This is a genomic window from Neisseria flava (genome assembly GCF_982712965.1).
Genome location: NZ_CEXQBZ010000069.1, coordinates 1 through 6406, shown reverse-complemented (window position 1 = coordinate 6406; position 6406 = coordinate 1). Strand labels below are relative to the sequence as shown.

Below are 6406 nucleotides of genomic sequence, written 5' to 3'. Positions count from 1 at the left end.
TGTAATGTATATTTGCTCATAAAAAACTGCACCTTGTGAGTTGGAGGGGATGTGTCCAACTTTTGGGGTGCAGTTCAAAAGTTTTCAGACGACCTTTTACCGTTCAAATCGGGCTTTATTCAACTGTAACCGATTTCGCCAGGTTGCGCGGTTTGTCCACGTCCGTGCCGCGTGCGAGGGCGGCATGGTAGGACAGGAGCTGCACGGGGATGGTGTGCACGATCGGCGAGAGTACGCCGACGTGGCGCGGGGCGCGGATGACGTGCACGCCGTCGGTGGCGTTGAAATTGCTGTCCAAATCGGCGAAAACGAAGAGTTCGCCGCCGCGTGCACCGACTTCCTGCATATTGGCTTTGACTTTGTCCAACAAACCGTCGTTCGGCGCGATGACGACGACGGGCATGTTTTCGTCCACCAATGCCAGCGGGCCATGTTTCAATTCGCCTGCGGGATAGGCTTCGGCGTGGATGTAGGTGATTTCTTTCAGCTTCAACGCGCCTTCGAGAGCGATCGGGAAGTGGATGCCTCGACCTAAAAACAGTGCGCTGTTTTTCTTGGCGAATTTTTGCGCCCACGCGGCGATTTGCGGCTCAAGGTTGAGGGCGTGTTGGATGCTGCCGGGCAGTTGGCGCAGTTCTTCGACGTATTCGCGCGCTTTTTCGGCGGAAACAAAGCCGCGTTGTTTGCCCAGCGTCACCGCCAAGCCAAACAATACAACCAGTTGCGTGGTGAACGCTTTGGTGGAAGCGACGCCGATTTCTGCACCGGCGCGGGTGTACAGCACCAATTCGCTTTCGCGCGGCAGGGCGGATTCCATGACGTTGCAGATGGACAGGCTGTGTTGGTGTCCCAAAGACTGCGCGTATTTCAGGGCTTCCATCGTGTCCAAGGTTTCGCCGGATTGGGAGATGGTGATGATCAGTTGTTTCGGATCGGCAATCACGTCGCGGTAGCGGTATTCGCTGGCGATTTCGACGTCGGTCGGGATTTTGGCGATGGATTCGAGCCAGTATTTGGCGGTCAGCGCGGCGTAGTAGGACGTGCCGCAGGCGAGGATTTTGATGCTGTGAATATCGTCGAACACTTCGCGTGCGTTCGCGCCGAAGTTTTCGGGTTCGAAGCCGCCGTCAAGGAAGACTTCGGCGGTATCGGCGATGGCGCGCGGCTGTTCGTGGATTTCTTTTTGCATGAAGTGGCTGTAAGGGCCCAACTCCAGCGAAGCGAGTGACAACTCGGATACTTTGACTTTGCGTTGGGTTTCGGCACCGGTTTTGTCAATCAGTTTGTCGATGCCATTCGCGCTCAATACGGCGATGTCGCCGTCTTCCAAATAGGCGATGCGGCGGGTAAAGGCGATGACGGCGGATACGTCGGAGGCGATGAAGGTTTCTTGATCGCCCAATGCCACCAAGAGCGGGCAGCCCATGCGCGCAACGACCATTTCTTCGGGTTTGTCCTGCGCCATCACGGCGATGGCGTATGCGCCGTGGAAACGGGCGGTGGCAGCGCGGACGGCTTCAAACAGTTTGCCGCCGTTCTGGGTGTATTCGTGATTGACGCTGTGTGCGATGACTTCGGTGTCGGTTTGCGATTCGAAGGTGTAACCCAAGGCTTTGAGGCGTTCGCGTTCGGCTTCGAAGTTTTCGATGATGCCGTTGTGGACGACGGCAATCATGCCGCCGGAGATGTGGGGGTGGGCGTTGGGTTCGGTTACGCCACCGTGGGTCGCCCAGCGGGTATGGCCGATGCCGATATGGCCGAACACGCCTTTTTCTCGCGCGGCGTCCTCCATCAGCTGCACGCGGCCGACACGGCGCACGCGCTTGATTTTGCCGTCCATGTTTACTGCAATACCCGACGAGTCATAGCCTCGATATTCAAGGCGTTTGAGACCGTCGGTCAGAAAATCGACTACATTGTGATTGGCGCGGATGGCGCCGACGATACCGCACATATGAGTTCCTTAGTATCTAAAAGTTGAAAAAAGACAAGACGCCGGCTTCCGAACGCCTTGCCCGAGTATTATATCAGAGCAGAACATATCACACTGAATTTTAAAGAAATTAACATTTAAAAACCATGCAATACGCTTGCCATGTCGGCATAAACGGCGGGTTTAAAAGCATTTCCAAAGCTTCTGACGGCCTTTCCCCTGCTCTAGTAACAAAATAACTGGGATTTTCCTAGATAACTAAAACAGTCTCAAAATCCAATTATCAGCCTATTTTTTACGCAAAACCCATTTTACGTCCTGCCCGATCAGCTCTACCGAACGGCTTTCCCATTCGCCTTCCGAAGTCAAAACGGCAGGGTTGGCGGGGAGGGTGAGCAGGCTTCTGCCTTCGCCTAAGATTTTCGGCGCTTGGTACAGCACGATTTCATCTGCCAAGCCTGCTTCGATAAAGGTGGAGGTCAGCGTCGCGCCCGCTTCGACCATAATCTCGCCGTAGCCCAGCTCTGCCAACTGAGGCAACAGGGCGGCAAGGTCTATGCGTCCGGCGGCGTTTTCAGACGACCTCAAGAGGCGGATATGATGGAACGCGCGGTATGGTTTGAGACGTTCTTCATCATCGACGGCGGTTACGATGATAGTGGGGCTGAGGTCGTCTGAAACCATGTGGCTGCCCAACGGCGTTTGCAGTTTGCTGTCCAACACGATACGCGCGGGCTGGCGCAGCGTCGGGAAGGCGCGGACGTTGAGGCGCGGATTGTCGGCAAGCACTGTGCCGATGCCGGTTAAGACGGCGCAGCTTTCCGCGCGTAAGGTTTGTACGTCCGCTCTTGCCGCTTCGCCAGTAATCCAGTAGCTGCGTCCGTCGGCGAGCGCGGTTTTGCCGTCCAAGCTGGCGGCGCATTTAACGCGGACAAACGGGCGGCCGCGTTCGATACGGGAGAGGAAACCGCGGTTGAGTTCGCGCGCTTCGGTTTCCAGCAAACCGCTTTCGGTGCGGATGCCTGCGGCTTCCAGCATTGCCAAACCTTTGCCTGCCACCAGCGGATTGGGGTCGGTCATGGCGGCGACCACGCGCGACACGCCCGAGCCGATTAGGGCTTCGGCGCAGGGCGGTGTACGGCCATAATGGCTGCACGGTTCGAGCGTCACATAAGCCGTCGCCCCGCGCGCCATTTCGCCCGCCTGCCGCAGCGCATGCACTTCGGCATGCGGTTCGCCCGCTTTGACATGAAACCCCTGCCCGACGATTTGGCTGCCGTGTGCAATCACGCAGCCGACGCGCGGGTTGGGAGAAGTGGAAAAACGCCCGAGCCGCGCAAGGGCAAGGGCGTTTTGCATCATTTGGGTATCAATACAATCAAACATAATGTGGATTTCTTAAAGTTTTCCGTTTTCAGACGACCTTTTCTTTCGCGTATTCCGTTCGTCGAAGCATTAACGCGACAAGCTCAATTCTTTCAATACTTCCGACAATTCCTTCTGACCCGCGTGATGGCTGTACGCGCAAACGGTATAGATATTGGCTTCGTGAATAGCGATGCAGTATTGGTTGAACTTTCCTTGCCGGTCTTCGCGGTCGGTTTGGTAATTCATGCGGTTGTCGGTGGCGATGCCGACGCGGACATTTTGAGTTTCGTCTGATTGCAGCGCGGTTTTGAGTTCGGCGAAATAGGCTTTGGCATCCGTTTGGGCTGGACCGTTGTTTGCCGCATAAATCGTAATGCGCGCCTCAGGGTCGTGTTGGAGCAGAATCAGGCTGGAGGCGGGAACGTTTTTCGGATGGCGGGCGGAATCGGCGATGATGTCGGTGAAGTGGCTGTTGTGAACGGAGATGGAAATTTTGCCGTCCATGCTCGTCAGCGTTTGAACCGTATCGGAGGCGGCTTTCGGCGCGGCATTGTTCTGCTCGGGGCTGCAGGCGGCAAGGCAGAATAGTGCGGCGGCTACGGATAAAACTCTTTTCATAAACATCCTCTTCATCATCAACACACCGCTTTCAGACGACCTATTTCCCGTCGGTCTGCACCAGCGTGGCGATTGCCTGAGTAAACTCGGACACGTCGTTGAAACTTTTATACACGGAAGCAAAACGGACATAGGCGACCTGATCGATTTTTGCCAACTCCTCCATCGCCATTTCCCCCACCATGCGCGACGGCACTTCCTTGTTGCCCGACTGATACAGACGCTGCTCAATCAGCGCGACCGTTTCATCGATTTTTTCCTGGGCGATCGGGCGTTTGTGCAAAGCCCGTTCCAAACTGGTTCTCAGCTTGTGCGGATTAAACGCCACGCGCGTACCGTTGGATTTAATGACCTGCGGCATCCGCATTTCGACCGTTTCAAACGTACTGAACCGTTGCCCGCATTCCACGCAACGGCGGCGGCGGCGGATACTGTTCGTCTCTTCCAAGAGCCGCGAATCGGTGACTTGAGTATTGGGATGCTGACAAAACGGACATTTCATAAGTTTTTGAATTTATTTGTTTGTGAAACGGAATTGTAGCCGATTGAGCTATTCCCGTATAGTCGGTGGGTTTATTATGGGTTGAAGAGGTCGTCTGAAAACCGTTTTCTGCTTTTCAGACGACCTTTCGTTTGCAATACCCGTTAACGGATGTCCATAGGCGCGAAGGATTTGACAGTTTCGTCTATGGCTTTGACGCGGGTCAAGAAGTCTTCCAGTTGGGCAAGCGGCAGGGCGCTGGGGCCGTCGCATTTGGCTTGGTCGGGGTTGGGGTGTGATTCGAGGAAGAGGCCTGCGAGGCGGGTTGCCATGCCGGCGAGCGCCAAGTCCAGCACTTGCGCGCGCCGTCCGCCGGATGCGGCAGCACCGGATTCGCGGGTTTGCAGGGAGTGTGTGACGTCGAAGATGACGGGCAGGCCGCCGCAGGTTTGTTTCATGACGCCGAAGCCGAGCATATCGACGACGAGGTTGTCGTAGCCGAAGTTGGCGCCGCGTTCGCACAGGATGATTTGTCCGTTGCCCGCTTCTTGGAATTTTTCGACGATGTTTTTCATCTGCGAAGGGCTGAGGAACTGGGGTTTTTTGATGTTGATGACGTTGCCGGTTTTTGCCATGGCGACGACGAGGTCGGTTTGGCGGGCGAGGAAGGCGGGCAGTTGGATGACGTCGCAGACTTCGGCGACGGGGGCGCATTGGTAGGGTTCGTGGACGTCGGTGATGACAGGAACGTTAAACTCGCGTTTGACGGCTTGGAAGATTTTCATGCCTTCGTCCAAGCCGACGCCGCGGAAGGAGTGGATGGAGGAGCGGTTGGCTTTGTCGAAGGAGGCTTTGAAGACGTAGGGAATGCCGAGTTTGTCGGTTACTTTGACGTATTGTTCGCAGGCTTTGAGGGTGGAATCGAGGTCTTCCAAAACGTTGATGCCGCCGAACAGGGTAAAGGGGAGGTCGTTGCCGACGGTGAGGTTGTTGATGCGGATGTTCATGATGATGGGGCTTTCTCGAAGGTCGTCTGAAAATGGCTGAAAGGTCGTCTGAAAGCGGATTTTGCGGTTTCAGACGACCTTTGTGTTTTATAGGACGGTGTGCGGCGGCTCGTAGGAGAGGATGTCGCGGATTTTGTTGTGTTCGTCCACAAGGACGACTTTGGGTTCGTGCGCGGCGATTTCGGGTTCGGACAGCATAACGTAGGACATGATGATCACGATGTCGCCTTTTTGGACGAGCCGTGCTGCGGCACCGTTGAGGCAGACGACGCCGCTGCCGCGTTCGCCGGGGATGGTGTAGGTTTCGAAGCGTTCGCCGTTGTTGTTGTTGACGATGGCGACTTTTTCGTTGACGAGGATGCCTGCGGCGTCGAGCAGGTCTTGGTCTACTGTGATGCTGCCGACGTAGTTGAGGTCGGCTTCGGTAACGGTGGCGCGGTGTATCTTGCCGCCGAGCATGGTGCGGAACATGGGTTTCCTTTTGGTTTGGGATTGCGGATGCAGACGGAGGTCGTCTGAAAATCAAAAGCCGTCATTATAGTGGACTTCCCTGTAAATTCATAATGATGCTTGAGCGTTTTTCAGACGGCGCGGCTGTTTTATCAACCTAAACTCTGCTTCAGCCAGCGCAAATAGGGGGCGTATCCGCGCGATACGTTTTGCATCAGGATTTGTGGGCATTCGTAGCTGTGGTTGGCGATGATGGTTTTTTGGATTTCGCGGTAGCAGTGGCGCGAGGTTTTGATGGTGATGCGGATTTCGTCGTCGCGGCAGATTTCGCCGTTCCAAAGGTATTGGCTGGTGATGGTTTCGTATTGCACGCAGGCGGCGAGGTGTTTTTCCAAAAGCAGGCCGCCGATTTTTTCGGCTTCTTCGCGGGTCGGTGCGGTAGTGGTAACGATGACGGGTTTGAACGCGGACATTTCAGACGACCTTGGATTCGGATTTCAAGTGCAACACTAGTGTATCAGTGGTTTGAACAGATTCAAGAATAAAACA

General features: G+C 55.3%; 7 protein-coding genes. All 7 read right to left on the bottom strand.

Features of this window, described 5'->3' with window-relative positions:
* Positions 1–115: 115 nt before the first annotated feature.
* On the bottom strand, positions 116–1954 hold the full coding sequence (gene glmS / locus AC5M9B_RS04060; protein WP_070654571.1) for a glutamine--fructose-6-phosphate transaminase (isomerizing): 1839 nt from the start codon (positions 1952–1954) through the stop codon (positions 116–118).
* A 267-nt stretch (positions 1955–2221) separates the two neighbouring features.
* Positions 2222–3319 carry a bifunctional diaminohydroxyphosphoribosylaminopyrimidine deaminase/5-amino-6-(5-phosphoribosylamino)uracil reductase RibD gene (gene ribD, locus AC5M9B_RS04055; RefSeq protein WP_070654573.1) on the bottom strand — a complete coding sequence of 366 codons (1098 nt, stop codon included), beginning with the start codon at positions 3317–3319 and terminating at the stop codon, positions 2222–2224.
* A 69-nt stretch (positions 3320–3388) separates the two neighbouring features.
* Positions 3389–3919 carry a hypothetical protein gene (locus AC5M9B_RS04050; protein ID WP_244969490.1) on the bottom strand — a complete coding sequence of 177 codons (531 nt, stop codon included), beginning with the start codon at positions 3917–3919 and terminating at the stop codon, positions 3389–3391.
* Positions 3920–3959: 40 nt separating this feature from the next.
* Positions 3960–4421 (bottom strand): transcriptional regulator NrdR, encoded by a 462-nt coding sequence (gene nrdR / locus AC5M9B_RS04045; protein ID WP_003776195.1) that lies wholly within the window; start codon positions 4419–4421, stop codon positions 3960–3962.
* Positions 4422–4564: 143 nt separating this feature from the next.
* A complete protein-coding gene (gene kdsA, locus AC5M9B_RS04040) occupies positions 4565–5407 on the bottom strand; it encodes a 3-deoxy-8-phosphooctulonate synthase (RefSeq protein WP_019269924.1) in 843 nt (280 codons plus the stop codon).
* Positions 5408–5494: 87 nt separating this feature from the next.
* Positions 5495–5878: an aspartate 1-decarboxylase gene (gene panD / locus AC5M9B_RS04035; RefSeq protein ID WP_003778979.1), complete on the bottom strand. Its 384-nt coding sequence runs from the start codon at positions 5876–5878 to the stop codon at positions 5495–5497.
* Positions 5879–6009: 131 nt separating this feature from the next.
* Positions 6010–6330, bottom strand: a complete 321-nt coding sequence (gene cutA / locus AC5M9B_RS04030) for a divalent-cation tolerance protein CutA (RefSeq protein WP_070654577.1) — start codon at positions 6328–6330, stop codon at positions 6010–6012.
* Positions 6331–6406: the final 76 nt, after the last annotated feature.